At 58.4% G+C, this 23,304-nt stretch carries 23 protein-coding genes; 12 read left to right on the top strand and 11 right to left on the bottom strand.

The window, feature by feature from the left end; genetic code table 11:
- The first annotated feature begins 170 nt into the window (after nucleotides 1-170).
- Together CU102_RS28850 and CU102_RS28845 are read left to right on the top strand one after the other, a co-directional pair.
- Nucleotides 171-1,256, top strand: coding sequence for an FAD-binding oxidoreductase (locus CU102_RS28850; RefSeq protein ID WP_106714424.1), 1,086 nt, complete (start codon nucleotides 171-173; stop codon nucleotides 1,254-1,256).
- 61 nt (nucleotides 1,257-1,317) lie between these two features.
- The gene (locus CU102_RS28845; protein WP_106714423.1) at nucleotides 1,318-2,229 is read left to right on the top strand and encodes a LysR family transcriptional regulator; all 912 of its coding nucleotides are present in this window, start codon (nucleotides 1,318-1,320) and stop codon (nucleotides 2,227-2,229) included.
- Here the strand turns inward: CU102_RS28845 and purU are convergent.
- From purU to CU102_RS28820, 5 genes are read right to left on the bottom strand one after another with little or no spacing between them, the layout of a single operon-like run.
- On the bottom strand, nucleotides 2,226-3,122 hold the full coding sequence (purU, locus tag CU102_RS28840; RefSeq protein ID WP_170115315.1) for a formyltetrahydrofolate deformylase: 897 nt from the start codon (nucleotides 3,120-3,122) through the stop codon (nucleotides 2,226-2,228). The two genes, CU102_RS28845 and purU, sit on opposite strands and share 4 nt — an antisense overlap.
- A 3-nt stretch (nucleotides 3,123-3,125) precedes the next feature.
- Nucleotides 3,126-3,923 carry a 3-methyl-2-oxobutanoate hydroxymethyltransferase gene (locus CU102_RS28835; protein WP_106714422.1) on the bottom strand — a complete coding sequence of 266 codons (798 nt, stop codon included), beginning with the start codon at nucleotides 3,921-3,923 and terminating at the stop codon, nucleotides 3,126-3,128.
- A 12-nt stretch (nucleotides 3,924-3,935) separates the two neighbouring features.
- Nucleotides 3,936-5,168: an NAD(P)/FAD-dependent oxidoreductase gene (locus tag CU102_RS28830; RefSeq protein ID WP_106714518.1), complete on the bottom strand. Its 1,233-nt coding sequence runs from the start codon at nucleotides 5,166-5,168 to the stop codon at nucleotides 3,936-3,938.
- A gap of 5 nt (nucleotides 5,169-5,173) precedes the next feature.
- Nucleotides 5,174-5,488: a MocE family 2Fe-2S type ferredoxin gene (locus CU102_RS28825; RefSeq protein ID WP_106714421.1), complete on the bottom strand. Its 315-nt coding sequence runs from the start codon at nucleotides 5,486-5,488 to the stop codon at nucleotides 5,174-5,176.
- Nucleotides 5,489-5,515: 27 nt separating this feature from the next.
- Entirely contained in the window at nucleotides 5,516-6,619 is a 1,104-nt protein-coding gene (locus CU102_RS28820; RefSeq protein WP_166648422.1) for a fatty acid desaturase family protein, read from the bottom strand.
- 167 nt (nucleotides 6,620-6,786) lie between these two features.
- Here CU102_RS28820 and CU102_RS28815 point away from each other — a divergent pair, with 167 nt between their 5' ends.
- The gene (locus CU102_RS28815; RefSeq protein WP_106714420.1) at nucleotides 6,787-7,818 is read left to right on the top strand and encodes a LacI family DNA-binding transcriptional regulator; all 1,032 of its coding nucleotides are present in this window, start codon (nucleotides 6,787-6,789) and stop codon (nucleotides 7,816-7,818) included.
- Nucleotides 7,819-8,130: 312 nt separating this feature from the next.
- Nucleotides 8,131-8,958, top strand: coding sequence for a TIM barrel protein (locus CU102_RS28810; protein WP_425351620.1), 828 nt, complete (start codon nucleotides 8,131-8,133; stop codon nucleotides 8,956-8,958).
- A 62-nt stretch (nucleotides 8,959-9,020) separates the two neighbouring features.
- On the opposite strand, the gene CU102_RS28805 is transcribed toward CU102_RS28810, so the two are convergent.
- The 3 genes from CU102_RS28805 to CU102_RS28795 form a co-directional block, all read right to left on the bottom strand.
- Entirely contained in the window at nucleotides 9,021-9,299 is a 279-nt protein-coding gene (locus CU102_RS28805) for a hypothetical protein (RefSeq protein WP_106714419.1), read from the bottom strand.
- Between the two features lie 372 nt (nucleotides 9,300-9,671).
- A complete protein-coding gene (locus tag CU102_RS28800; protein ID WP_106714418.1) occupies nucleotides 9,672-10,328 on the bottom strand; it encodes a phytochelatin synthase family protein in 657 nt (218 codons plus the stop codon).
- Between the two features lie 41 nt (nucleotides 10,329-10,369).
- Nucleotides 10,370-10,654, bottom strand: coding sequence for a hypothetical protein (locus tag CU102_RS28795; RefSeq protein WP_133624536.1), 285 nt, complete (start codon nucleotides 10,652-10,654; stop codon nucleotides 10,370-10,372).
- A gap of 409 nt (nucleotides 10,655-11,063) precedes the next feature.
- Between CU102_RS28795 and CU102_RS28790 the strand changes: the two genes are divergently transcribed.
- From CU102_RS28790 to CU102_RS28770, 5 genes are all read left to right on the top strand, one after another.
- Nucleotides 11,064-11,993, top strand: a complete 930-nt coding sequence (locus tag CU102_RS28790) for a sugar ABC transporter substrate-binding protein (RefSeq protein WP_106714416.1) — start codon at nucleotides 11,064-11,066, stop codon at nucleotides 11,991-11,993.
- A gap of 135 nt (nucleotides 11,994-12,128) precedes the next feature.
- Nucleotides 12,129-13,670, top strand: coding sequence for a sugar ABC transporter ATP-binding protein (locus CU102_RS28785; RefSeq protein WP_106714515.1), 1,542 nt, complete (start codon nucleotides 12,129-12,131; stop codon nucleotides 13,668-13,670).
- Nucleotides 13,671-13,692: 22 nt separating this feature from the next.
- A complete protein-coding gene (locus CU102_RS28780) occupies nucleotides 13,693-14,721 on the top strand; it encodes an ABC transporter permease (RefSeq protein WP_106714415.1) in 1,029 nt (342 codons plus the stop codon).
- Nucleotides 14,722-14,926: 205 nt separating this feature from the next.
- Entirely contained in the window at nucleotides 14,927-15,916 is a 990-nt protein-coding gene (gene iolG, locus CU102_RS28775) for an inositol 2-dehydrogenase (RefSeq protein WP_106714414.1), read from the top strand.
- Between the two features lie 137 nt (nucleotides 15,917-16,053).
- Nucleotides 16,054-16,269, top strand: a complete 216-nt coding sequence (locus CU102_RS28770; RefSeq protein ID WP_106714413.1) for a DUF4287 domain-containing protein — start codon at nucleotides 16,054-16,056, stop codon at nucleotides 16,267-16,269.
- Nucleotides 16,270-16,541: 272 nt separating this feature from the next.
- Here CU102_RS28770 and CU102_RS28765 read toward each other — a convergent pair whose 3' ends face one another.
- On the bottom strand, nucleotides 16,542-17,651 hold the full coding sequence (locus CU102_RS28765) for a Gfo/Idh/MocA family protein (RefSeq protein ID WP_106714412.1): 1,110 nt from the start codon (nucleotides 17,649-17,651) through the stop codon (nucleotides 16,542-16,544).
- 131 nt (nucleotides 17,652-17,782) lie between these two features.
- Between CU102_RS28765 and CU102_RS28760 the strand changes: the two genes are divergently transcribed.
- Nucleotides 17,783-18,616 carry a MurR/RpiR family transcriptional regulator gene (locus tag CU102_RS28760; RefSeq protein WP_106714514.1) on the top strand — a complete coding sequence of 278 codons (834 nt, stop codon included), beginning with the start codon at nucleotides 17,783-17,785 and terminating at the stop codon, nucleotides 18,614-18,616.
- On the opposite strand, the gene CU102_RS28755 is transcribed toward CU102_RS28760, so the two are convergent.
- Entirely contained in the window at nucleotides 18,613-18,945 is a 333-nt protein-coding gene (locus tag CU102_RS28755; protein ID WP_106714411.1) for a type II toxin-antitoxin system PemK/MazF family toxin, read from the bottom strand. The two genes, CU102_RS28760 and CU102_RS28755, sit on opposite strands and share 4 nt — an antisense overlap.
- Nucleotides 18,942-19,244, bottom strand: coding sequence for a hypothetical protein (locus tag CU102_RS28750; protein ID WP_106714513.1), 303 nt, complete (start codon nucleotides 19,242-19,244; stop codon nucleotides 18,942-18,944). The genes CU102_RS28755 and CU102_RS28750 overlap by 4 nt, the downstream gene beginning before the upstream one ends.
- A 185-nt stretch (nucleotides 19,245-19,429) precedes the next feature.
- On the opposite strand from CU102_RS28750, the gene CU102_RS28745 reads away from it, so the two are divergent.
- Together CU102_RS28745 and iolD are read left to right on the top strand one after the other, a co-directional pair.
- Nucleotides 19,430-21,358 (top strand): bifunctional 5-dehydro-2-deoxygluconokinase/5-dehydro-2-deoxyphosphogluconate aldolase, encoded by a 1,929-nt coding sequence (locus CU102_RS28745; protein WP_106714410.1) that lies wholly within the window; start codon nucleotides 19,430-19,432, stop codon nucleotides 21,356-21,358.
- A gap of 23 nt (nucleotides 21,359-21,381) precedes the next feature.
- Nucleotides 21,382-23,232, top strand: a complete 1,851-nt coding sequence (iolD, locus tag CU102_RS28740) for a 3D-(3,5/4)-trihydroxycyclohexane-1,2-dione acylhydrolase (decyclizing) (RefSeq protein ID WP_106714409.1) — start codon at nucleotides 21,382-21,384, stop codon at nucleotides 23,230-23,232.
- Nucleotides 23,233-23,304 lie beyond the last annotated feature (72 nt).

Below are 23,304 nucleotides of genomic sequence, written 5' to 3'. Positions count from 1 at the left end.
TTGACAAAGTGGGTGTCCGCCAGCCGGAAACCCGAAGGGCCAGGTGAATTCAGGCCAAATCCATCGGGCTTCGGCTTCGTCCGATGGAACCACATCGGTCTCGCCAAATCCCTTGACCTTGACCAGAATCCCCCCCGGCAGAACGGTGCAATATGACCTATTCTCGCTCTATGGCGCTTTCTCAGAACTATCCGCACCTCGATCAGATGCAGCCATGGAATGACCGGCTGCATTTGCTGGAGTGCCTGTCGGTCGTTGAGGAAGCACCCAATGTGAAGACTTTCACCTTCCGCTCGGACAATCATAACTGGTTCCGTTATGAGCCGGGCCAGTTCATGACCTTCGAACTGCCGGTGCAGCCGGAAGCGGTGCTGCGCACCTACACGCTCTCCTCAAGCCCGTCACGGCCATTCACCATCGCCGTGACGGTGAAGGCGCAGGAAGACAGTATTGGCACGCGCTGGATGCTGGATCACCTGATGCCGGGTGTGCGATTGAAGGCTTTCGGTCCGCTTGGCGACTTCTCTATGCGCAAGCATCCTGGCGGGAAATATCTATTCATCTCGGCCGGGTCAGGCATTACGCCGATGATGTCGATGACCCGCTGGATGCATGATTGCGCGCCGCAGAGCGATATCAGTTTCGTGACCTGCGCGCGCCGTCCCAGTGACATCATCTTCCGCAAGGAACTCGAATATCTCACGAGTTGCATGCCCAATCTGAAGCTCGCCTTCCTTATCAAGGAGCACGAGATGGGGCAGGTCTGGACCGGCATTCGCGGCCGGCTCGAAGCACCCAAGCTGCCGCTGCTCTCGCCGGACTTCAAGGACCGGGCCATTTTCTGCTGCGGCCCGGAAGGCTTCATGCGGGATGTCCGGGCGATGCTCGAGTCATCCGGCTTCGATATGGCACATTATCATCAGGAAAGTTTCGGTCCTGCCGCCGAACCGGTCTTGCCTATGCTGGATGTGATCTCGACAGAGATCGCCGAAGCTACATCTACCGTAACCTTTTCCATGTCGGGAATGGACGTTCCCTGCGCGGCAGGCGATACGATTCTCAAGGCTGCTCGCGGGGCCGGTATCCGTATTGCAGCTGCGTGCGAATCCGGCCTCTGCGGCACCTGCAAGGTCATGAAGATTTCCGGCGATGTCGACATGGATCACAATGGCGGCATTCTCGACGAAGAGATTGACGAAGGCTATGTCCTCGCCTGCTGCTCCAAGCCGCTCGGCAATGTCGAGATCGAAGCTTAGGGCCAGGAGCTCATCAGGATATTACTTAATTTGATCGGCCGCATGTGCTAGTATCCAGCACATGAATTTGCGTTCCGTCGATCTCAATCTCCTCGTCGTGCTGGACGCACTTCTCGATGAGGCGCATGTATCACGTGCGGCGGACCGGCTGGGTCTCTCGCAGCCAGCCGCGTCGAGCGCGCTGGAGCGCTGCCGCCAACTGTTCAATGACCCGTTGCTGGAACGCGGCAAGGGCATGATGCGACTGAGCCCGAAAGCAGAGTCGCTGCGTGTGCCGATCAAGAATTTGCTGGCCGAGGTCAATGCCGTGCTCGATCCGCCGGCTGTCGACCTTGCCACCCTGCGCCAGACAGTGCGCATTGTCATGGCGGATTACCCGGCCGTGGTCATCATCGGCGCCCTGCATCAGGAACTTGCAAAGTCAGCGCCCGGGATCGATCTGGTGATCCGGCCGTGGCATGGCGGGCCCGCCGACGCCCTCGATGCTCTTGCCAAGGGAACGATCGACCTCACCGCCTCAGTGTTTCCGAAGATCGATGTTTCGTTCAGGCGGCATGAACTGCTGCGGGAGCATTATGTGGTGATGATGCGCAAGGATCATCCGGCAATCGCCGATTTCAATCTCGAAAAGTGGCTGGCGTTTCCCCATGTACTGGTCTCCGGCCGTGGCCATACCAAAGGCGACCTGGATGACGCGCTGGCGGGGCATGGCAAGGAACGCCGCGTCGGCATTGTCGTACCGAGTTTCCTGATGGTGCCGCCACTTTTAGCCGAGTCCAACCTTATAGCGATGATCCCCAGCCTTTGTGTTCCAAAGGACGCAGCGAAACGCTTTGCCGTGTTCGAGCCGCCGATCCCGGTCGACGGTTTCACCCTGCATCTTGCCTGGCATGTGCGGCGGGACCAGGATCCCGCCGTGCAGCATGTTGCTAAAATCATTCAGCGATTGCTTGAAACGTCTCGCGACGACTAGAAAACCACCGTCTTGTGGCCGTTGAGCATGACGCGGGATTCGAGGTGTTTCTTCACCGCCCGTGCCAGCACCCGGCTTTCGATGTCGCGGCCGGTGGCGACGAAATCCTCGGCGCTCATGGCATGGCTGACCCGCTCGGTCTCCTGCTCGATGATCGGACCCTCGTCGAGATCCGGGGTGACATAGTGCGCCGTGGCACCGATCAGCTTCACCCCGCGCTCATGCGCCTGGTGATAGGGCTTCGCCCCCTTGAAGCTCGGCAGGAAGGAGTGGTGGATGTTGATCACCTTGCCGTAAAGCCGCTTGGAGAGATTGTCGGACAGCACCTGCATGTAGCGAGCAAGGATGACGAGATCGGCGCCACTGTCCTTGACGATCTTCAAGAGCGTCTCTTCCTGCTCCTTCTTGTTGTCCTTATTCACCTGCAAGACGTGATAGGGGATGCCCTCATGCTCGGCAAAGCGGCGGCTGTCCTCATGGTTGGAGACGATCGCCGCCACCTCGGCATCGAGCCAGCCGACCTTGATCTGGTAGAACAGGTGCAGCAGTGCATGGTCGAACTTCGACACCATGATGATGATCTTCGGCTTCTTGGCCTGATCGACCAGGGTCGTCTTCATGTCGAAGCGGTCAATGGCCGGCTTGAGCGCCCGTTCCACGTCGTCCTTGGTCGTGCCTTCGGCAGCGGTAAAGGCAATGCGCATGAAGAAGCGGTTGGTCTGCCGGTCCCAGAACTGGTTGCTCTCGGCAATGTTGGCACCGGTGTTGGCGAGCTCAGTCGTCACCGCAGCGACGATGCCCGGCTGGTCTTCGCAGGCAAGAGTGAGGACGAAACGATGCGTATGTTCAGCCGCTTTTGACGCGGTTGAATGGTTCAGGGGCTGATGATCCATAGGCTAAACTCCAGGAAGCTCTTTCAGAAATCGGTCCAGTTCGTCACGCGGAATTCCAACCACATGTTCGGGCCCCGGATAGTTTTGCGCGTGCACATCTGCGACAAACTCGGAGAAGGCTGCGACTCTCTCCTGCTGCAGACGATCATATTCAGCGATAAAATTGCGATAGATCTTGGCGTGGCGGGGGTAATGACCGCGATTTGAACCGAGAACGTCCGTTGCAAAGAGATATTGCGCGTCGCAGCCAGCACCTGCTCCCATCGAGATCATGAACATCGACGTGCGTTCGGAAATGGCCGCCGCGACGTTGACGGGAACCACCTCGATTTCCGCTGCGAAGGCGCCCGCTTCTTCCAGCGCCTTGGTCTGCCGCCAGATTTCCAACGCACTCTGCGCAGTCTTGCCCACGGCCTTGAAGCCGCCAGTCCAGGTTGCCCTGGAGGGGATCAGCCCGACATGGCCGCAGACGGGAATCCCTTCATCGCGCATCCGGCGTATGGTCGCGAGACTGGCGGCACAATAGACGGCGTCGCCACCGGCACGCAGCGCCTTGAAAGCGGCGCGCAGATAGTCTTCAGCGGTGATGTACTCGCCATAGTCAAGCCCGGGGAACGTGAAGGCCGAAGGAGCTGCGTCGCGAAACTCCGGTATCAGGAGTGCTGGCGGTACCGACAACAGGTCGACGCGGGCGCGCTCTGCCGCTTCCGCCTCCTCAAGCGTTTCAACGCGCAGCATCGTCAGCTGGCGCCTGCCCTTCAACGCAAGTATGTCCGCCACGGTGGGTCGTTTGCTGTTCATTTTTTATCCGGTCTATGCCGCTAGAAGCGATTTGAGTTTGACGTTCGATGCCGCGAGCTGATCGGCACCCGGCCTGGCGCTCCGTGCAATAAGCATCTCGGCAAGCCGGATATCCTTGGCAACTGCGTTGCCCGGGCCGATGCCACTGGCGGCAACAAGGCGGCCATCGTCGTCAAGGTGAAAGAGGATGAAAGCACCGTCGCCGAGGTCGCGGCGAATGGTTTGCGTCCCCTCGTCGGAGAGACCTGCGACCTGCAGACCGAGCTCATACTGATCCGACCAGAACCATGGAACTGCCTGGTGTGGCTCCAACGCGCCGAGCATGTTGCGCGCTGCCAGTGCGCCCTGTTCCTGCGCATTGCGCCAGGCTTCCAGCCGCACACGCCGCCCGCCATAGATGGCGAGCGGGAAGACGCAGCAGTCGCCGGCCGCGTAGATGTCGGGGTCACCGGTCTGCAGCCATTCATTGACGACAATGCCGTTGCCGGTTTCAAGGCCAGATGCTTCCGCTAATGCTGTGGCGGGCGTTGCACCAATGCCGATCACGGCAAGATCGGCAGCAATGACATCGCCGCTTGAAAGGACGATCGCGACATTCCTTGCATGGTCGGCAATGGAAACAATGCCGGTGTTGCAGAGGATGGTTACCCCTTCATTGCGGTGACGTGCAGCGATGACCTCAGCGATTTCTGCGGTAACCCCACGCATCATGATCCGGATCTGCGCCTCGATGACTGTCACTTTAGCGCCGCGTTTACGGGCGCTTGCCGCAAGTTCGAGTCCGATAAAGCCACCGCCAATAATGACGATCCGGGCATCGGGCTGAAACCGCGCACGGATGGCAATGGCATCGTCGAAACTGCGGAGGGTGACGCAATGCTTGCTGTTCGCAGCAAGCGGCAGGGGGCGAGGGATTGCTCCAGTGGCGAGCAGGAGCCGTTCGTAATCCACTAGTCGGCCGTCTTCGAGCACGACGCGCTTTGCCGAACGATCTATCGCCGACACGGTGGATTGAGCGATGAAATCGACGCGTTTCTCGTTGAACTGATCTTCGCCTGCAATCGTTCTTGGCAATGGATGGGCGTCGGAAACCATAACGTCCTTCGACAGTGGAGGACGCTCATAGGGGAGGTGCCTTTCGGTTCCGATCAGCGTCACCGGTCCCTCATAGCCATTTTCCCGCAATGCGAATGCTGCGCGCGCGCCGCACTCGCCGGCGCCAATGATGACCATTCCGTGTTGCATGGCGATCACCCCACCTCAATCAGAACTTTGCCCGCCTCGACCCTGACCGGATAGGTCCTGAGATTGACGCAGACCGGAGCCCCCTTCGCCTCGCCGGTCTTGTAGTTGAAGCGACCGTTATGCTTGGGGCATTCGATGATCTCGTCCATCACCAGGCCATCAGCAAGGTGGATATGTTCATGGGTGCACAGGCCGTCCGTGGCGAAAAACTCGTCGTCGGGGCTGCGATAGATCGCGAAGGTACGTCCATCATGGTCAAAGCGCATGACGTCCTCTTCGTCGATGTCGTCGGATGTGCACGCCTCTATCCAGTTGCTCATGTTCAGTCCTCCCTAATGTCTTGATTATTATTCAGCCGCGGCTGCCATTCGTTCGCTGTGGAATTCTTCGCGGTACGGCTTGGCGGTCGGCGGCAATTCACGCTTGAGGAAATAGTCCTCATTCCGCAACTGGCGCAGGAACGCGGGAACCATCTCGCGATAAGCATGCAGGATCGATGGGTTGGCAGCAGGCAGGTCGTGTCTGATCATCGCATGCAGCTGCGGCAGAGCATGATAGGGCACCATCGGAAACATGTGATGCTCGACGTGATAGTTCATGTTCCAGTAGATGAACCGGCTGACGGGGTTCATGAGAACGGTGCGGCTGTTCAGCCGGTGATCGGTAACATTGTCGGCCAGCCCGCCGTGCTGCAACAGGCCAGTGAGAACGTGATGCCACGCGCCATAGAGGCGGGGCAGGCCGATCAGTACCAGCGGAAGGACCGATCCGATGTAGATCGACAGGGCAATGGTGACGGCATAGATAGCAGACCAGATGCGCGCGATGCGGATGGCTCTCGGCTGTTCCTGTTCTGGGATGAAGGTCTTCTCTTCGGCACTGATGACACCAAACGTGTTGCGGACGAGGTCGTTCAGCGCATGCCAGACGTCAAGAATCCCGAAGAAATTCAACACCACACGCAGAAGGTCTGGGGGACGCATCACTGCGATTTCCGGATCGCGGCCGACGATGACCGTGTCGGTGTGGTGGCGGGTGTGGCTCCAGCGCCAAGTGACCGGGTTGCGCATGATCATGAAGCACGCGATCTCGTAGACGGCGTCATTCATCCAGCGGGTCTTGAATGCCGTGCCATGGCCGCACTCATGCCAGCGGCTGTCGGATGCGGAACCGTAAAGCACGCCGTAGGCAAGGAAGAACGGTACGCACACCCATGTGCCCCAGAAGGTGATGCCGAGGCCGGCGAAAAGCACCATGCTGCCAAGCCAGATCGCGGTATCGCGGATCGCCGGGCCATCGGAGCGCTTCATCAGCTCCTTCATCTGTTTGCGCGGGATGTCGGTATGGTACCACTCGGCTGCAGCGAGGCCCGATTCAACGGCCAACCGGGCGTCGCGGCCGATGAGGCTGTAATCCCGTTTGGTTGGCATTGCGAGCGCAGCGGTGTTCATTGCGAGACCTCCCTGATCATGCAACGGAAAAGCATGTGTTTTCCGGCTGAATGGCGGGGATACTACGCTTGCGCTCAACTCGCCTCAATCAAGGATGACAAAATTCTATCATTTTCAATCAATGATTGGTAGTTTCAAATGATAGATTCTATCATGGAGCGCAGAAGGTGGCAAACAGGCCAACAATTGCTGATCTGGCGCGTGAGTCCGGTGTCAGCGTTGCGACCGTGGACCGGGTGTTGAACAACCGGCTGCCGGTGCGCGAGGAGACGGCGCGGCGGGTCTACGAGGCTGCCAATAGTATCGGCTACCATGCGGCCGGGCTGATCCGTCAGCGCATGCGTCAGGAATTGCCGGAGTACAGGCTCGGCTTCCTGCTACAGAAGCCGGGGCAGCACTTCTACCAGGAATTCGCGCGCGAGATCGAAAGCGCCGTTACCCAGGCGCCGCACTTTCGTGGAGTGCCGGTCATTGATTTCTGGGCGTCGCAGGGTCCGGACGACATAATCGCCAAGCTCGGATCGCTGGCGGGGCGCTGCCGCTCGATCGGGCTCGTTTGCCCCGACCATCCGGCGATTACCGTGGCGGTCGAGGAACTCAAGGCAAGGGACATCCCGGTTTTCTCGCTGCTTTCGGATTTCGCTGCCGGAGTCCGTGAGGGCTATGTCGGCGTGAATAACCGCAAGGTCGGGCGCACAGCAGCCTGGATGATTACAAAAACGGCAAAAAAACCTGGAAAAGTTGCACTTTTCGTCGGGAGTCATCGCTTTCACGGCCATGAATTGCGCGAAATCGGCTTCCGCTCCTTCTTTCGCGAACAGGCACCGGAATTCACCGTTCTCGACACGATGGTCAATCTGGAGACGCGCCAGATTACGCACGAGGCCATGCTCGAACTGCTCCGCCGCCACCCTGACCTCGCTGGATGTTACGTGGCGGGCGGCGGCATGGAGGGGGCGATCGCTGCCTTGCGCGAAAGCCGGATGGACCCGCCACCGGTGATGATCGTCAATGAAATCACGCCGGAATCGCGGGCGGCGCTGGCCGACAACATCGTTACGATGGCGATAGCCACGCCGCTGCCGCGACTGTGCAGTGAGCTGGTGGAACTGATGGGCCACGCGATCGAGCGGGGTGCCGCCAATGCGCCCGGCCAAACCTTCTTGCCCTTCGATATCTATCTGCCGGAGAACATCTAACGGGGCAATTGCACGCGCCTACACCAAAATCTCCCGCGTTGATTGAGGTTCTTGTATCAAAATGGCGAGTTCTTGGTCCATTTTCGCGGTTTCTTGTACGAAATCCGGACATCTTTGTATGAAAAGCGTGCCGGATCGCGCAGCGCTTGTTCGTGTTCGGCCGGTATGTCGGAATCTATCAGAAATGATAGTTTTTCTGATAGGAACGTGATTGACGGCAAGGCGGCCTCAACAGATGGTTGCGCCCGACATTTGCCGCCCGGTGCAACCACCGGGAGCAAACTCTTCCAGGCATCCCCGGAGGTAATTTGGATGACCGACACAATTTCTCACCCCGTTTTCGCGATCAACCATATGGTCGCCCCCAATCTAGGGCCGCGCGATTTTTTCCAGCTGGCGAAGTCCCTCGATCTCAGCGATGTCGAGATCCGCAACGACCTCGACGGCAATGCCATTCTCGACGGTACGCCAGCGGCGAAAGTCCGGGCGCTGGCCGAAGAGGCGGGCGTTCGCATCGCCACGATCAATGCGCTGCAGCGCTTTAACGAATGGACGCCGGAGCGTGAGAAGGAAGCGATCGAACTTGCCGATTACGCAAGGGATGTTGGCGCGACGGCGCTGGTTCTGGTTCCGGTCAATGACGGATCGGGCCAGCAAGATGGTGAACGGCAGGCGAATCTGCGTACTGCATTGAAGGCGTTGAAGCCGATCCTTGAAGAGCGTGGCCTGATCGGTTTCGTCGAGCCGCTCGGCTTCGAGATCTGTTCGCTGCGTTCCAAGCGGGAGGCGGCTGAGGCCATCGAGGCGATCGGCGGGAAGGGGCGGTTCAAGCTGGTGCACGACACGTTCCATCATCATCTCGCGGGCGAACCGGACCTCTTTCCAGCGCTGACCGGCCTCGTCCATATTTCCGGTGTGACTGATCCCGTCGTGTCTGTCAGCGACATGCGCGACCCGCACCGGGTCCTCATCGATGCGGACGACCGGCTGGGCAATATCGACCAGATCCGTGCCCTTCTCGACAAGGGTTATGACGGTCTCTTTTCGTTCGAGCCATTCGCGAGGGAAGTGCAGGAACTGGAAAATCCCGCCAAAGCAATCTCGGCCAGCATGGACACGATCAAGGCCGGATTGGTTTGAGACGCAGCTCTCGAGTACACGGCCACAGCCATCGTGCGTCCGTGTACTTGAGCCCCCCTTTTCTATATGCGATCGACTAGTACGGAAAGACCACCTTCCAGCCGGCGCCGGGGTCCCTTGAAAAAATCACCATGCTTTATGACAAGTGCACCTGGTCCCATTTTGACCAATATCCCGTTGCCGGCAAATTTGCCATCAAACGTGGCGTCTACTGCTTCGTAGAAGATGATCGTGCCCTCGACTTTAACGGCACGCTTTAACGAGGACGCGCTTGTAATCAGGGTTGTCGTGTCCGGAATCGAATTTGCCCCGGCCACCAGGTCTGCAATATGCTTCGCCAAGGCCTTAAAGCCACCTGTTGAGGGGTGCAATCCATCGTGAAGAACGTGTTGTGACTGCCATGATTGCGCGGCACCATCTTGATATTTTCAATCGATTTAATGGATAGTCGCCGCTCAATCTGATCTCGGGTTCCTCGTATCAAAAAAGTCAATTTGAGGACTGGATGCGGGTCAGCTCAATCGCGCGTCGGCGTCATGCCGCTGTACCGTGCGTGCAGTTGCAGTCCCACTTCAGGGCGGCGGTGTTTATTTCCTGTCGCGCTCAAGGCTCCCCCCTTCCGCAACCTTCCTCCAGAATTGACGAACTTATCGCTGAGCCGGAATCGCGTCAATTATACCAAAGTCTAAGGGCTTGTGAGGATCGCGCGTGTTCTATTCGATCAGAAGCAAGCCGCGCTTCCTGTCGCCATCGAACGTGTCCACGGCCGAGAACAGGCGTTCGCGCTCGATGAGCCAGGGCCTGAAGTTTTCATTCACATCGAGCACGAAGACCATGTCTTCAGCCTCCAGATATCCGCCGATCGGGGAATGGTGGCCGGCGCCGTCGCCGAAAACCTTCTCTCTGGTGAAGTTCACTATGTACCGGCGGTTCGTATCGTTGGCGTGCATCATATGCTGGCGGAATTCGTCAGGCGTCAGGTCGCGGAGCACGGAAACCTTCCGGCCGGTATGCTGGCGTCCAACTTCGGCAAGTTCATCGAGTGTGAGCCCCATGATGCAATAGCCGGTCCAGCACTTGTGTGTGCCGTCAAGGACCGCTGCTTCCGTCGTCTCTTCTTCACCCAGGGAACGAAACGCGTTGGCGAGACTTGCAGGGCCACACCGCGAGCCGTTGGATTGCCAGCTGATACGCGACTGGTAGGTTGCGGCGGCCGGCAGCCGCCAAGCGCGATCGATCAATACCGGTGTGCGGATGACTGACGTTTCGATTGCTGCCGGGGACACAGCGGTTTGCCCGGTGACGAGAAATACCGTCCCCGCCACCAAAGCGGCGCACAGCAATGCGCCGAAAATCAATAGACGCTTCATGGGACCGATCCCAACAGCCCAGGCTTTTACACTTTACAGCCTTACGCGTCGTCCGCTGCCTGTCCAGTCCGAAGAGCTTCCGCCTTGCCTTCGAGGTTCTTGACTTGTTCGGTTTCCCATAGGCTGGCCATCGGCCGGAGAGCCACAATATTGGTCAGGCGGTAGGCGGTTCTCAGTTCCGATTCAGCGTCGCTTGTCGGCATAACATAGTGGCAGACGGGATTGCCTGCGTGCATTCCAATCAGATGCCGGTTCCGGGCGAGCCAATGCTCGACAGTCAGGGTAGAGGGGTCAATGCCAAAATAGACGCGGATGGGCTTGTCCATCGTGTGCTTTCGCATTTCTCTCGATTGCACCGTTGTCGTCCTCAACGTTGAAACCGTAAGACAAGCGCGTGCCCGCCCGGAATGCAATAGGCGTAAACCCAAATGATTAGGTTCCCAACGACGTGAATGTAAGGGCGCCACTGGCAGCGGCCTTGTTGATTAATTGACCCGTATCTCTCGAATCCCGCTTGACGCTGCGATCAGAAAATGGAATAAATATTTCAGAAACTGAGCACAACGGTCTGTATGTTCCGTATTTGACGTTCAGAATCAAGTTTGCGCGAAACTTCGCGCACTCCACACGACCGGACATTCGCCGCCAGGGGTAGGTTGGCTGCGCATAGGAAAGGCGTGGGGAGATTCCGGATTAAAACCGGTGTGGCCGGGCACCATTTGTGGAGGAGATGAAATGAAGAAGCTTTTGATGACTGTGGCTGTATCGGCCCTTATGAGCAGTTCGGCCTTTGCCGCCAATATCGGCGTCTCGATGGCCCTGTTCGACGACAACTTCCTGACCGTGCTGCGCAACGGCATGCAAGACTACGCCAAGACGCTGGATGGCGTGACACTGCAGGTCGAGGACGCCCAGAACGACGTCGCCAAGCAGCAGAGCCAGATCCAGAATTTCATCGCCTCCAAGGTTGATGCGATCATCGTCAATCCGGTCGACACGGATGCTACCGCAGCCATGTCGAAGATTGCCGCTGAAGCCGGCATTCCGCTGGTCTACGTCAACCGCGAGCCGGTGAACGTCAACGAACTTCCCGAGAAGCAGGCCTTCGTCGCTTCGAACGAAGTCGAGTCCGGCACGCTCGAGACCAAGGAAGTCTGCCGCCTGCTGAAGGGCAAGGGCAAGATCGTTGTCATGATGGGAGAACTGTCCAACCAGGCGGCGCGCCAGCGCACCAAGGACATCCATGACGTGATCGCTACGGATGAGTGCAAAGGCCTTGAAATCGTTGAGGAACAGACCGCCAACTGGTCGCGCACGCAGGGCGCCGACCTGATGACGAACTGGCTCTCGGCCGGTCTTGAATTCGACGCGGTCGTCTCCAACAACGACGAGATGGCTATCGGTGCTATCCAGGCGCTCAAGGCGGCTGGCCGCTCGATGGACTCAGTCGTCGTTGGCGGTGTTGATGCCACGCAGGACGCGCTCGCCGCCATGTCTGCCGGCGATCTTGACGTGACGGTGTTCCAGAACGCTGCCGGCCAGGGTCAGGGTGCGGTTGATGCCGCTCTGAAGCTTTCCAAGGGCGAGAAGGTTGAGTCGAAGGTCTATGTTCCCTTCGAGCTCGTAACACCGGAAAATCTGTCGAAGTACCAGAAGTCGAATTAAGCAGTCTTCGCCGATCCGGAACGCATCAATCCGATGCGTTCCGGTATACACTTTGTTTTCACGCAATTCCGGACGGAAAACCGCTTCGCACTTTTCCTGGAATTGCTCGAAGAGCCTCTCTGGGAGGAGATGATCATGTCAGTCAGTCCCTCGACCATGGCCGCAGTGCGCGCCAGTGGTGCTGTGCCGCAGGCGGAATTTCTCCTGAACGCGGAAAACATCCGCAAGGAGTTTCCCGGTGTGCTTGCGCTTGACAATGTGCAGTTCCGGCTGAAGCGCGGCACGGTGCACGCGCTGATGGGCGAGAACGGCGCCGGCAAATCCACTCTGATGAAAATTCTCGCTGGAATATATATTCCAGACCAGGGCGAGGTTTACCTGAAGGGCCTGCCGATCCGTCTCAAATCCCCTCTGGATGCTCTGGAGAATGGCATCGCCATGATCCATCAGGAACTCAACCTGATGCCATTCATGACGGTGGCGGAAAACATCTGGATCCGGCGCGAGCCGAAGAACGGCTTCGGATTTGTCGATCACGGCAAGATGTATGACATGACCGCCGATCTGTTCAAGCGGCTGAACATTACGCTGGATCCGGAAAGCCAGGTACGCGACCTGAGTGTCGCCAACCGGCAGATGGTGGAAATCGCCAAGGCCGTTTCCTACGAATCCGATGTGCTGATCATGGATGAGCCGACTTCTGCACTGACCGAGCGCGAAGTGGAGCATCTGTTCCAGATCATCCGCGACCTACGCGAACAGGGTATCGGCATCGTCTATATTACCCACAAGATGAACGAGCTGTTCGAGATTGCCGACGAGTTCTCGGTGTTCCGTGACGGCCGCTATATCGGCACCCATGCTTCGACGGACGTGACGCGCGACGACATCATCAAGATGATGGTGGGACGCGAGATCACCCAGATGTTCCCGAAGGAGATAGTGCCGATCGGCGACGTCGTGCTCTCCGTCAAGGATCTTTCGCTAAAGAACGTCTTCCACGATGTATCGTTTGACGTGAGGGCCGGGGAGATTCTCGGTGTTGCCGGTCTGGTCGGATCTGGCAGGTCGAATGTGGCCGAGACGATCTTTGGCGTGACGCCCGCAACGTCGGGCACCATCACCATCAAGGGTCAACCCATCAAGATGAATTCGCCTACCCAGGCGATCAGTCACGGCATGGCCTTCATCACCGAGGACCGCAAGGAGACCGGCTGCCTGCTTATTCTCGACGTGCTGGAAAACATGCAGATTGCCGTGCTGCAGGATCGTTTCGTCAAATACGGCTTTGTGGAAGAGAAGCAGATCGCCAAGGCTTGCAAGGCCATGAGCGATACACTTCGTGTCAAAACACCGAGCCTCGAGGAGACGGTGGAAAACCTTTCCGGCGGCAACCAGCAGAAAGTGCTGATCGGCCGGTGGCTGCTGACGAACCCGAAGATTCTTATTCTCGACGAGCCGACGCGCGGCATAGATGTCGGCGCCAAGGCGGAAATCCACCGTCTGATATCGCAACTCGCCAAAACGGGTGTAGCGGTGATCATGATCTCGTCGGAAATGCCGGAAGTGCTCGGCATGAGCGACCGGATCATGGTGATGCATGAAGGCCGGGTTACCGGTTTTCTCGATCGCGCAGAAGCAACCCAGGTAAAAGTTATGGAGCTCGCTTCCAAGTGAGTGCCCCGGGGAGGAAACAACAATGACAAGCGAACCAGTAACCGCGAAGGCCACAACGCCGACACTCACACCCAGAAGCCGTCGCCGGCTGCCGCCTGAGGTCAACATCCTGCTCGTGCTGATCGGCATAGCACTGATCTTCGAGATTCTTGGCTGGATCTTTGCGGGACAAAGCTTCCTCATGAATTTTCAGCGGCTGCGCATCATCATCCTGCAGGTCTCGGTCATCGGCATCATCGCGGTGGGCGTGACGCAGGTGATCATCACCGGCGGTATCGACCTTTCCTCCGGCTCCGTCGTTGGAATGACCGCGATGATTGCCGCAAGTTTCGCCCAGTCCTCCACTTGGGCGCGGCCGGTCTATCCCGCTTTGACGGACCTGCCGTTTTTCATCCCTATCGGCGTCGGGCTTGGCATCGGCCTTCTCGCCGGCATCGTCAATGGCTGGCTGATCGCCTATACGAAGATACCGCCATTCATCGCCACGCTGGGCATGATGGTGTCGGCCCGTGGCGTTGCAAAGTGGTATACGAAAGGCTCGCCGGTTTCAGGTCTGACCGACCAGTTCACCTTCATAGGCGCGAGCATCTGGCCAGTGGTGGTCTTCCTGCTGGTGGCACTGATCTTCCATGTGGCTTTGCGTTATACACGCTACGGCAAGTTCACCTATGCCATTGGCGCCAATCTGCAGGCAGCACGCGTTTCTGGTATTGATATCGAGCGCCACCTGATCAAGGTCTATGCCATCGCCGGTTTGTTGGCTGGCCTTGCCGGGATCGTCACGGCAGCGCGGGCGCAGACGGCGCAGGCAGGCATGGGCGTTACCTATGAACTTGATGCGATCGCCGCTGCGGTTATAGGTGGTACGTCGCTGACGGGTGGTATCGGACGCATTACCGGTACCGTTATCGGCGCCATCATCCTCGGCGTCATGATCTCCGGCTTCACGTTCCTGCGGGTCGATGCCTATTACCAGGAGATCATCAAGGGCGTGATCATCGTGGCAGCGGTAATCGTAGACGTGTATCGCCAGAAGAAGCGCAAGGTATAAAAGGCTTTCAAAATCCACCCTGATGAGCACCTGATGCGGTTTGCTCCGCTTCCGGTGCTCACGGACCTAAAAGTCTGCTGCGCTCCGGTTCTCGAAAACCGCACCATCTGCCGCATCAGGATGAATTTTCACAAAGCCTCTTGGCGCTTCGATATAAATCCGTAACACCCGGGATATTTCCGGGCTTCTTTCAAGAGGGAATGAAATGACTGTACGTTTTGGTCTGCTCGGCGCAGGTCGTATCGGCAAGGTTCACGCTAAAGCAGTGACGTCCAACCCGGAGGCGAAGCTCGTAGCCGTCGCCGATGCTTTTGAACAGGCGGCCAAAGACCTCTCCGCCGCGCATGGCTGTGAAATCCGCACCATTGAGGAAATCGAGAAGGCGTCCGATATCGATGCAGTCATCATCTGCACGCCGACCGACACGCATGCGGACCTGATCGAACGCTTCGCCCGCGCCGGCAAGGCGATTTTCTGCGAGAAGCCAATCGATCTCGATGTGAAGCGTGTCGAAGAATGCCTTGCCGTTGTGCGGGAAACCGGCACGACGCTGATGGTCGGCTTCAACCGCCGCTTCGACCCGCATTTCGCTGCGGTACGTAAGGCGATCGACGATGGCGCCATCGGTGACGTGGAAATGGTGACGATCACCTCGCGGGATCCCGGCGCGCCACCGGCCGAATATATCAGCCGTTCGGGTGGTATTTTCCGTGACATGACCATCCACGATTTCGACATGGCGCGGTTCCTGCTCGGCGAGGATCCTGTCGCTGTAACCGCCCACGCCTCTGTGCTGGTCGACAAGAAGATCGGCGAGCTTGGCGATTTTGACAGCGTCAGCGTCATTCTCTCAACCGCTTCGGGCAAGCAATGCGTCATCTCCAATTCCCGCCGTGCGACCTACGGCTACGACCAGCGCATTGAGGTGCATGGATCGAAGGGCATGGTGCAGGCGGAAAACCAGCGGGCAGTTTCCATCGAGGTCGCTAATGGCAACGGTTACACCCGACCACCGCTGCACGATTTCTTCATGACCCGTTATACGGAAGCCTATGCCAACGAGATCGCTGCTTTCATCAATGCGATTGCGACGGGCACCAAGGCGGCACCGAGCGGCGAGGATGGACTGATTGCTCTGGCGCTTGCCGATGCGGCAGTGAGGTCAGTGAAGGAGGGCAGAACGATCAAGCTCTGAGTTCTCCGTTATCTCCCCTTGCGGGCTTGTGTTTAGGCCGTGAACTCATAAAGGGGTTGCCGGTTTTGGTCCCTTGCGTCGACAATTCTAATGTCTCAGAAGGGTGAACGTGATAACAAAGATAGGAGTTAGTTCAGATGTCGGCAGAGAAGAACCTGAAGGGTCCTGCTTCGTACTTTCCTTCTATTGAGAAGACATACGGCAAGCCAATAAGTCACTGGCTAAAGGTGCTGGATGAAATAAAGGAAAAGAAGCACATGGAGATGGTTTCCACGCTAAAATCAGAGCACAAGATGGGTCATGGCCACGCCAATGCTCTAGTTGCTTATCATCGGGCCCAGAGTGCAGCCTAAACTACGCATGAGCGAACGATCTTGGCGAGTTCTAGGGCGTTTATGAGTTTACGCTCTAGCACAGCTAACCCCTTAGAAAATCCAAGTGAGGGGATTGGTGTCTATGGTGCCAGTCGGCGGATTTGATTGAACATACCTTCTTCCGCCACTTCTGCGTCATCCCATCCCCCACCTCCGTCATCCTCGGGTCAAGCCCGAGGATGACGGAGAGAGAGGCGCATTGCAGTCAAAACCTGAAACGCTCTCTGCCGGCGTCCAGGCGTCCAGAGACGCTACCTTACATCCACCCAGCGCTGCTCATGGAACGAACTTGCCATGGCATGGACGGTGCGTTCTATTTCGAGGCCGTCAGCGAATTCGATCAGGTGGGCCGGCTGACCGTTGATGCGCTTGATCAGCTCATGGCATTCGATGATCTTTAAATCGTTGAAGCCGAGGCCGTGGCCGGGCGCGGGAATGAACTGACTGTAGGGCTCGTGGTGCGGCGCGGTCAGGATGGTACGGTACCCCTGTTCGGTGGCACGGTCGGCGGTGACATAGAGCTGGAACTCGTTGGCGCGCTCCTGGTCGAACAGGATCGAGCCCTTCGAGCCGAAGATCTGCAGTGCGATGCGGCCCTTGCGACCCCAGGCGGAACGGTTGACCTGCAGCGTGCCAGCAACGCCGTTTTCCATGTGCATGAGCACGCTGGCGCTGTCATAGGTCTCGACGGCCCGGCTGCCGCCATCTTGCGTCTTGCGGGCAGGATAGGGCTTGGACATCTCGCACATGACACGGGAGACGCGGCCGAACAATATGTGTAACAGCGAGAGCGGGTGCACGGCGAAATCGTCGAGCGCACCATAGCCGGATGTGGCCTCGTGCTTCCAGTAGAACAGGGCATCGGGGTCGGCCATGAAGTCCTCGTCCATCTCGATGCGCAGATGATTGACATCGCCGATAATTTTCTCGGCGAGGAGCTTGCGGATGTGGCGAATGGCAGGGCCCTGAATGTAGTTGTAGCCGAGGGCTGCAACCTTGCCGGACGCGTTCGCTGCGGCGAGCATGGCTTCCGCGTCGCGATAAGCGGGCGCCATGGGCTTCTCGCACCAGACATGCTTGCCGGCTTTCAGCGCTGCAATCGCCATTTCCGGATGAAACTGGTTTGGCGTCGTGATGGAGACGACATTCACTTCGGGATCATCGATCACGGCGCGCCAGTCGCCGGAGCCTTCGCGGAAACCGAACTCGTTGGCGCGGCGCACGGCAAGCTCGGCATTGGCCTCGCCGAGGTGGACCAGGCGCACGGGTGGTACATCGCCGAAGACGGCGCGAACAGAGTTCCATGCCAGCGCGTGGCATTTGCCCATGAAACCTGTTCCGATCAATCCTACGCCTAACATAGCTCTCTCCCAACGCTTGCAGTTTCCGATTGAAATAATCTATAACAGGACAAAATGGAATAACTGATCCGTCTTGATACAAATATTTTGCGATGATGGCGGGTGCGAAGAGGGAACGTTCGGTGGGCAACATGGATAATGACGTTTCATTGCCGCGGGATTTTGATGCGCTGCGCACCATGATCCTCGATCGCCGCGAGGTTTTGCCGAAGCGCCTGGCTCAAATAGCCGCCTATGCCTTGAGCAACCCTGACGAAATCGCGTTCGGCACGGCGGCGAGCATTGCCCAGACTGCGGGCGTGCAGCCCTCGACGCTGATCCGCTTTGCCCAGCATCTGGGTTTCGATGGCTTCACCAGCCTGCAGTCGGTATTCCGCGAGCGCCTGCGCGAACGGCAGGTTTCCTATGAGGAACGGCTCTCGGCACTGCGCGGCGACACACACGGCCTTTCCACGAATCGCGTCATCCTCAACGGGTTCCTCACCGCTGCAAGCCACTCCATCGAGACGATTTCGCATAATGTCGAAGAAGAAGTGCTCGAGAGTGCGGTCAATATCCTGGCGGGCGCCGAGACGATCTATCTCCTGGCGCGGCGCCGCTCCTATCCGATTACGGCATATATGGCCTATGCCTTCGGCAAGCTGAAAATCCGCAACCAGCTGATTGAATCGACGGCGGGTATCGATCCGGAAATTCTTTCCTTCGCCAAACCGAGCGATGCAGCCATCGCCATCAGTTTCTCGCCCTATGCTTCGGCGACAATCGAGCATGCGGCAGCATTGGCGGCGAGGAATGTGCCCGTCGTGGCCATCACCGACAGCGCATTCTCACCGCTCGCGCAGTCGGCCAAGGTGTGGTTCGAGGCGGCGGAAGGCGATTTTTCCGGTTTCCGATCCCTGTCCGGAACGATGGCGCTCGCCATGGCGCTGACGGTGAGTGTCGCGGAGAAGCGGCGGAGTTTCTAGGCGTCCGTCTCCAATCCCAAAAATCGCACTGTCGCCTTGCTGATATTGGCTATCGTCTCGCTGTCCAAATGTCCGAACACCCGTCCGACTTTCGTTCGCGGCACCGTCATTGCGCGGTCGATCATTACCTGCGAACGCTCCCGCAGGCCATTTTCGACGGTCGGGATAACTGTAATGCGTGCCAGGTGTTCATCGTGGACGTCACTCGTTAATTGGAGCACCGTTACTGACGGAAGCAGCTCAAATGCATCCGATTGTACGATAAATGCTGGACGCGGTTTACCGTAGTCACCATTGACAACGATCGTTACCAAATCTCCACGCTTCATTTGGCGCTATCATCATCGATAGCGGTCTCGTCGAACAGAGCTTCCAGCTCCTGCAGTGATGCGTGCTCATCCGTCGATGGATTGCGAGACCTTCTTGCAATCGCAAGAGATTGCCGACGCGCTTCAAGTTCAAATGCCTTGCGCTGTTGGCGTTCCACATAGCTCCGCATGAAGTCCCGCAGAACTTGAGCGGCGGGCTTGTCTTCAGCCTCTGTTGCATGGGTAAAAGCCGCCTTCAGGTCCGGGTCGATCCGGAAGTTGAATGTGTCTGCCTTAGGATGCTGGCTGGTGCGTGGCATGGGAGACTCCTGTATGTACGTTATGTAAGTATAATGCACGTACATTTATTGTTCAATTTGAAAGTCTCATCCAAAAGGTAAAAAGAACAGACATTCCATATTGACGATTTGATAGAATTATTATTTCATATAGGGAAATTCCCGGCCACTTCGCGCCGGCAGATCAGCCTATCGGGAGGACTATCATGGACAGATCTGATGCGAGCAAGCCGCTTGACGTCATCACCATAGGCCGCTCGTCCGTTGATCTTTATGGCCAGCAAATCGGCTCGCGCCTGGAGGATATCACTTCCTTTGCCAAATCCGTCGGCGGCTGCCCGGCCAATATCGCCGTCGGCACGGCGCGGCTTGGCCTGCGCTCGGCACTTTTGTCACGTGTTGGCGACGAGCAGATGGGCCGGTTCATCCGCGAACAGATGGCGCGCGAAGGGGTTGCCACGACAGGTGTGATCACGGATCCGGAACGGCTCTCGGCGCTGGTCATTCTCTCGGTTGAGAACGACAAGAGCTTTCCACTGATCTTCTATCGCGAGAACTGCGCCGACATGGCACTGGATGAGGGCGACGTGGACCCGGCATTCATCCAGTCGGCGCGGGCCGTTGTCGTGACCGGTACGCACTTTTCCAAGCCGAACACCGACGCTGCGCAGCGCAAGGCCATCCGCCTGATGAAAGAGGCGGGCGGCAAGGTGGTGTTCGACATCGATTATCGTCCCAATCTGTGGGGCCTTGCCGGGCACGCCGCCGGCGACAGCCGCTACATCGCCTCCGACGCTGTCTCCAACCATCTGAAAACCGTTCTTGCCGATTGCGACCTGATCGTCGGCACCGAGGAAGAAGTGCTGATCGCCTCCGGCGAAGCCGATCTGCTCAGTGCCTTGAAGACTATCCGGGCCCTTTCGAGCGGCACGATTGTCCTGAAGCGCGGTCCGATGGGCTGCATCGTCTATGAGGGTGCGATTTCCGACAATCTGGAAGATGGCATCGTTGGCAAGGGTTTCCCGATCGAGGTCTTCAACGTTCTTGGCGCAGGCGATGCCTTCATGTCGGGCTTCCTGCGCGGCTGGCTTGGCGGTGAGTCATTGGCGACGGCCGCGACCTGGGCCAATGCCTGCGGTGCCTTTGCCGTATCGCGACTGCTTTGCGCGCCCGAAATTCCGACCTTTGAGGAACTGCAATATTTCCTCAAGCATGGCAGCAAATATCACGCCTTGCGCAAGGACGAGGCGATCAACCATGTGCATTGGGCAACGACACGCCGGCACGAAATTCCCTCGATGATGGCCTTTGCGATCGACCATCGTGCGCAGCTCGAAGACCTCGCTCAGAAGCTCGGCGTTGATCTGGATAAGGTTCACGCGTTCAAGGAGCTGGCGGTGAAGGCGGCGGCGAAGGTTGCCGATGGCCGGAGCGGCTACGGCATGCTGCTGGACGAGAAATTTGGCCGCGAGGCGATGTTCGAATTCGCCAGGCACAATTTCGACTGGCTCGGGCGCCCGGTGGAACTGCCGGGCTCGCGCCCGCTGCGCTTCGAATTCTCGCAGGATATCGGCTCACAACTGGCGGAATGGCCGGTGGATCATTGCATCAAATGCCTGTGCTTCTATCGCCCCGACGATCCGGCAGAGCTCAAGGCAGAGCAGCAGGCAAAGCTGCGCACTCTGTTTGAGGCTGCGCGCAAGGTCGGGCGCGAATTGCTGATCGAAATCATCGCCGGCAAGCACGGCAAGCTCGACGACAATACGATCCCGCAGGCGCTCGAGGAACTCTACGCGCTTGGCATCAAGCCGGATTGGTGGAAACTGGAGCCGCAGGCATCCGCTGCTGCGTGGAAGAAGATCGAAGCGGTGATCGAGAAGCACGATCCAAGGTGCCGTGGTGTGGTACTCCTCGGGCTCGAAGCGCCGCAGGACGAACTGGAGGCCGCATTTGCCGCGACTGCCAACGCGCCGGTGGTGAAGGGCTTTGCCGTGGGCCGTACGTTGTTCATGGATGCAGCGGAAGGCTGGCTGTCGGGGCGTATTTCCGATGAGGCGGCGATCGACGACATGGCTGATCGTTTCGAAAAATTGACCAAGGCCTGGCTTGCCAGTCGCAACAGACAAGCGGCATAGCATATAGCCTGGAGGAGACTGACATGACCAAGACAATACGCCTGACCATGGCACAGGCCCTGACGCGGTTTCTGAGCCGGCAGATGACAGTGATCGACGGGAAGAAAGTACCGGTCTTCGCAGGCGTCTGGGCCATTTTCGGCCATGGCAATGTCGCCGGTCTCGGCGAAGCGCTGTATCAGGTCAGGGAAGAACTGCCGACCTATCGCGCCCATAACGAGCAGGCAATGGCCCACGCCGCCATTGCCTTTGCCAAGGCAAGTTTCCGCCGCCGCATGATGGCGGTGACGAGTTCGGTCGGCCCCGGCGCGACCAATATGGTGACCGCTGCGGCGCTGGCGCATGTCAACCGGCTGCCGCTATTGCTTTTGCCCGGCGACGTCTTCGCCAATCGTGTCCCCGATCCCGTCCTGCAGCAGGTCGAATCCTTCGGTGATGGTACCGTTTCGGCGAATGACTGTTTCCGCCCGGTTTCGCGCTATTTCGACCGTATCACCCGGCCTGAACAGATCATCCAGGCGCTGGCGCGGGCAATGACTGTGCTGACCGATCCGGCGGAATGCGGACCCGTAACCTTGGCGCTGTGCCAGGACGTGCAGGCCGAAGCCTATGACTATCCGGAAAGCTTCTTCGAGGAGCGCGTGTGGACGCAGCGCCGGCCAAGACCGGACCGAGATGAACTCGCCGCTGCCGTCGAGGCACTGAAGGCGGCGAAGAAACCGCTGGTCATCGCCGGTGGCGGTGTCATCTATTCCCAGGCCTCGAAGCAACTTGCAGAGTTTGTCGAAGCCGCGGGCATCCCGGTCTGCGAGACGCAAGGCGGCAAGTCGTCTTTGCCGGACACGCATCCGCTCAACATGGCGGCCGTTGGCGTTACCGGTACCTCGGCCGCCAACCGGCTGGCGCAGGAAGCCGACGTCATCCTTGCCATCGGAACGCGGTTGCAGGATTTCACCACCGGTTCGTGGGCGCTGTTCCAGAATTCGGACAAAACCTTCATCGGGCTCAATGTGCAGGCTTTCGACGCTTCGAAACATCGTGCGCTGCCGCTGGTCGCCGATGCGAAGGAGGGCCTGATTGAGCTCGCGGCGGGGCTGAAGGGCTACAAGGCTCCCGGAAGCTGGACCGACAATGCGGCCAACGGCAAGGCGGAATGGCAGAGGGCCGCCGCCAAGGTCACCGGGCCTACAAATGCAGCACTGCCTTCGGATGCGCAGGTCATCGGCGCCGTGCAGCGGGCAATGGGCGCCGAGGCGACGGTGCTGCACGCGGCTGGCGGGTTGCCGGGCGAAATGCACAAGCTCTGGCAGGCAGGCGCACCCGGCTCCTACCATGCCGAATATGGTTTCTCCTGCATGGGCTACGAGATTGCCGGCGGGCTTGGCACAAAGATGGCAAAGCCAAACGACGAGGTCGTCGTCATGATCGGCGATGGCTCCTATCTTATGCTGAACTCCGAGATTGCGACGTCGGTGATGCTCGGCCAGAAGATCAATATCGTGCTCCTGGACAATCGCGGTTACGGCTGCATCAACCGGCTGCAGATGGGCACTGGCGGCGCGAACTTCAACAATTTGCTGAAGGATACGAAACATGAGGTCCTGCGGGATATAGATTTCGCCGCCCATGCGCGAAGCCTTGGCGCGATCGCCGAGAAGGTGTCGTCGATTGCCGAAATGGAGAGTGCGCTCGAGCGTGCCAAGCGGAATGATCGGACGACGGTGATCGTCATCGATACCGATCCGCTGATTTCCACGGAGGAGGGCGGTACCTGGTGGGATGTCGCCGTGCCCGAGGTCAGCCAGCGGCCGCAGGTCAACGCGGCGCGCAGAAACTATGAAGAGCAACAGAAGCTGCAGCGGGTTGGGGATTAAAGGGTGATGCCGATTATCTCCGCTTGAGGGGAGAGAAAATCGGCATCAACGTTTACGTTACAAACAATAATT

The organism is Phyllobacterium brassicacearum (assembly GCF_003010955.1).
In the GTDB taxonomy this organism is placed as follows: domain Bacteria; phylum Pseudomonadota; class Alphaproteobacteria; order Rhizobiales; family Rhizobiaceae; genus Phyllobacterium; species Phyllobacterium brassicacearum.
The sequence above is the reverse complement of the archived record's forward strand: the minus strand, read 5'-3'. Positions and strand labels throughout refer to the sequence as shown.

Coding starts and splice junctions, on each gene's coding strand:
- CU102_RS28850 (WP_106714424.1), top strand. CDS start 171: ATGGCGCTTTCTCAGAACTATCCGCACCTCGATCAGATGCAGCCATGG.
- CU102_RS28845 (WP_106714423.1), top strand. CDS start 1,318: ATGAATTTGCGTTCCGTCGATCTCAATCTCCTCGTCGTGCTGGACGCA.
- purU (WP_170115315.1), bottom strand. CDS start 3,122: ATGGATCATCAGCCCCTGAACCATTCAACCGCGTCAAAAGCGGCTGAA.
- CU102_RS28835 (WP_106714422.1), bottom strand. CDS start 3,923: ATGAACAGCAAACGACCCACCGTGGCGGACATACTTGCGTTGAAGGGC.
- CU102_RS28830 (WP_106714518.1), bottom strand. CDS start 5,168: ATGCAACACGGAATGGTCATCATTGGCGCCGGCGAGTGCGGCGCGCGC.
- CU102_RS28825 (WP_106714421.1), bottom strand. CDS start 5,488: ATGAGCAACTGGATAGAGGCGTGCACATCCGACGACATCGACGAAGAG.
- CU102_RS28820 (WP_166648422.1), bottom strand. CDS start 6,619: ATGAACACCGCTGCGCTCGCAATGCCAACCAAACGGGATTACAGCCTC.
- CU102_RS28810 (WP_425351620.1), top strand. CDS start 8,131: ATGACCGACACAATTTCTCACCCCGTTTTCGCGATCAACCATATGGTC.
- CU102_RS28800 (WP_106714418.1), bottom strand. CDS start 10,328: ATGAAGCGTCTATTGATTTTCGGCGCATTGCTGTGCGCCGCTTTGGTG.
- CU102_RS28795 (WP_133624536.1), bottom strand. CDS start 10,654: ATGGACAAGCCCATCCGCGTCTATTTTGGCATTGACCCCTCTACCCTG.
- CU102_RS28790 (WP_106714416.1), top strand. CDS start 11,064: ATGAAGAAGCTTTTGATGACTGTGGCTGTATCGGCCCTTATGAGCAGT.
- CU102_RS28785 (WP_106714515.1), top strand. CDS start 12,129: ATGTCAGTCAGTCCCTCGACCATGGCCGCAGTGCGCGCCAGTGGTGCT.
- CU102_RS28780 (WP_106714415.1), top strand. CDS start 13,693: ATGACAAGCGAACCAGTAACCGCGAAGGCCACAACGCCGACACTCACA.
- iolG (WP_106714414.1), top strand. CDS start 14,927: ATGACTGTACGTTTTGGTCTGCTCGGCGCAGGTCGTATCGGCAAGGTT.
- CU102_RS28770 (WP_106714413.1), top strand. CDS start 16,054: ATGTCGGCAGAGAAGAACCTGAAGGGTCCTGCTTCGTACTTTCCTTCT.
- CU102_RS28765 (WP_106714412.1), bottom strand. CDS start 17,651: ATGTTAGGCGTAGGATTGATCGGAACAGGTTTCATGGGCAAATGCCAC.
- CU102_RS28760 (WP_106714514.1), top strand. CDS start 17,783: ATGGATAATGACGTTTCATTGCCGCGGGATTTTGATGCGCTGCGCACC.
- CU102_RS28755 (WP_106714411.1), bottom strand. CDS start 18,945: ATGAAGCGTGGAGATTTGGTAACGATCGTTGTCAATGGTGACTACGGT.
- CU102_RS28750 (WP_106714513.1), bottom strand. CDS start 19,244: ATGCCACGCACCAGCCAGCATCCTAAGGCAGACACATTCAACTTCCGG.
- CU102_RS28745 (WP_106714410.1), top strand. CDS start 19,430: ATGGACAGATCTGATGCGAGCAAGCCGCTTGACGTCATCACCATAGGC.
- iolD (WP_106714409.1), top strand. CDS start 21,382: ATGACCAAGACAATACGCCTGACCATGGCACAGGCCCTGACGCGGTTT.